The sequence below is a fragment of the Streptomyces europaeiscabiei genome, from assembly GCF_001550375.1.
GTDB classification, from domain to species: Bacteria; Actinomycetota; Actinomycetes; order Streptomycetales; family Streptomycetaceae; genus Streptomyces; species Streptomyces europaeiscabiei.
The window spans coordinates 1-2,849 of sequence record NZ_LRTR01000282.1 but is presented as its reverse complement, the minus strand read 5'-3'; the positions used below and the strand labels follow the sequence as shown (position 1 = coordinate 2,849).

Here is a 2,849-nt window from a genome sequence, read left to right as displayed (position 1 = left end):
GTCGGCGCCGCCGCCTCGCTCGCCGCTGCCGCCGCCGGCACGCTCGCGCCGGTGGCGCCAAACGCCTACGCCGCCGAGGCGGTGTCACGGGCGTCGCTGCCCACACCCGTCGCCGCCGTCGAGCCCGGGGACCGGTTGACCGTCACCGTGCGGGATGCCGGCGGCCGGGCGGACGGCACGTTCGAGCTGCGGTGCCATCCCCAGGGGGGCAGCCACCCGGACGCGCGTGAGGCGTGCGGGCGGCTCGACCGGCGGACGACGTGGGGGACCGATCCGTTCGCGCCGGTCGGGTCCGGGACCGTGTGCACGATGCAGTACGGCGGACCGGCCACCGCCCATGTCACCGGGACCTGGGCCGGGCGTCGCGTCGACGCCCGCTTCGGCCGCGGGAACGGCTGCGAGATCGCCCGCTGGGACGATCTCGTGCCCGTGCTGCCGGACCTCCGCGCGTAAGCGCACAAGAGAGAGAACGCGCGTAAGTAGGGAGAAGAGGATCCGCGTGCAGGAGAAGGAGAAGGCGACAGGGGAAACCAGCCATCCGACGAGCGGCGCTGACAGCCCCCTCGCGGAGCGTGCACAGCCCGTACATTTGTGCCGCCGACGGGGCCGTCCGGCAAAACGCACGGTCACGGCGTCCGCGTCCGCACGGTCACGGCATCTCCGTACGTTCGGTGTGCGACCTCCCTCTCATCCGGCGTCGCGAGCGCAACCTCTGCCCGTAGACTCCCCCGCGTGACACGTTGCGGGCCGGTTGGCAAGATGGCCATGGGCCCAGCGGTCGGCAAGGTGCGGTAACAGGGAGGAAGCGTCTCGTGAGCAGCAGGCCATCCCGAGGCGCTGCTCGCCTCGCAGCCATACTGGACGCGCTGCCCGATGCGTTGGTGCTGGTCAACGCCAATGGGACCGTCGTCAACGCCAACACGATCGCGCTGGAGGCCTTCGAGACCCCCGGGACCGCGTTGGTCGGGCGCGGGTTGCTGGACCTGCTGCCCGAGTTCGACTCCCGGCTCATCCCGGGCTCCATGCGGCGGCCCGACACCATGGACCCGACGGGACGGACCAAGCCGACCCGTATGACCGCCCGTCGCACCGACGGCAGCGAGTTCCCGGTCGAGGTCACAAGCGCGAATCTGGAGAACGGACAGCAGGCGTACGACGGTTACGGCTCGGCCAATGACGAGCTGCTCATGCTGGTCGTACGGGATCTTTCGGGCACCGTCGACACCGAGGCCGAACTCGCGCGTTCGCAACGTCAGACCGAGATGATCCTGCGGGCCGCGTCCGAGGGTGTGGTCGGGACGGACACGGACGGGCGGATCGTTCTCGTCAATCCGGCCGCCGCCCAGATACTGGGTTATCGGGCCAGTGACCTCGGCGGACGCGAGCTGCACACGCTCGTGCTGCACTCGCGTGAGGACGGCGCTCCCTTCCCGTACGGCGAGTCGCCGCTCGCGGACACCCTGCGGTCCGGGCGCAAGCACCGGGTGCGCGGGCAGGTGCTGTGGGCGAAGAACGGCGAGAAGGTGTCGGTCGACCTGACGACCGCGCCGGTGCGTGACGGGGATCAGCTCGTCGGTGCCGTGATGACGTTCACCGACCGGCGGCCGTACGACAAGCTCGCCGAGGAGAAGGACACCGAGGCCGAGACGCACGCGGAGGAGCTGGAGCGGCTCGCCAAGGAGCACGCGGCGGAGCTGGCGGGCGTCCGGGAGGAGCACGCCGCCGAGCTGGCCGAGCTGAGCGAGCAGCACGTCGAGGAACTCGCCGCCGGGGACGAGCGGTACGCGGCGCTCGGGGAGCGCGAGAAGGACCGGTACGAGGCGCTGGCCGCGCGGCACGAGCAGCTGCTCGCCGTGCTGGGCACCTCGCTGCGCGGCCCGCTCGACCAACTCCGCAGTGAGCTGGGCACGCTCGCGGCCGACGACGCCGGGCAGCTGTGGCCCGAGGCAAACCAGGTGCTGCATCACCTGACCGCCGGGTACTCGCGGATCACGACGCTCATCGACAACGTCCTCGGCTACCAGCGGATCGACGCGGGCGAGGACGGCCTCGTGCGTACGGCCGTCATGCTCGACGCGGTCGTCGCGGCCGGTGTCGACGGGGCCGTGGAGCTGGTCGGGCCCGGGCGGGTGCAGTTCGCCGTGCACGCGCCGCCCATCGAGGCCGAAGTGGACCATGCGCGGCTGGCGACCGCGCTCGCGCATCTCGTCGCGGATGTCGCCGGTGTCGACGCGACGGGCAACGCGCCCATGTCCACCGGCGGCTACATGGACAACACCGTCGTCGTGGCGGCCGCGCAGCGCGGTGAGGTCGTCCGCATCGAGGTGCGCGGGCCGTACGCCGGGGGAGACCCGGTGCACCAGCCGATCGTCCAGGGGATCGTGCGGGCGCACGGCGGTGTGCTCCAGACGGTCGAGGTGCCGGGGATGAGCGGCAGCGCGTACGTGCTGGAGGTGCCGCTGGGTGGCGGTGCCGGGGCCGTACCCGCCGCTGCGCTACCCGCCCTGGCGGGTGCAGGGACCGCCTCCGGGCCCATGGCCACCGGTGCGGAGGTCGCCCTGCCCGAGCAGGCCCCGGTCAGCGGCGGGCGGAGGCGTGCGCGGCGGTCGTCGGTGGACGCGTTCCTGGAGAGCGAGGACGCTCCCGAGGGCCAGGAGGTCGAGGCCGCTGTCGCCCCCACCGGGCGGCGCAGGCGGAGGGCCGAGGACGCGGCGGTCGCGGCTGGTGCGGCGGACGGTGCCTCGGCCGCTGCCGGTGCGGGTCTCGTGCCCATGCCCGCGCCCATGCCCGTGCAGGGCGTCGAAGCCGACCACGCCGGAGGTGCCGGGCGGCGGCGCGGGCAGGTCACC

The 2,849-nt window shown here is 73.1% G+C and carries 2 protein-coding genes; both read left to right on the top strand.

Features of this window, described 5'->3' with window-relative positions; all coding sequences use genetic code 11:
* The coding region (locus tag AWZ10_RS13620; protein ID WP_060891170.1) for an SSI family serine proteinase inhibitor at positions 1-453 on the top strand (453 nt) is incomplete at its 5' end.
* Positions 454-812: 359 nt separating this feature from the next.
* Positions 813-2,849: PAS domain-containing protein (locus AWZ10_RS13615; RefSeq protein ID WP_167365947.1), on the top strand; the 2,037-nt coding region annotated here is incomplete at its 3' end.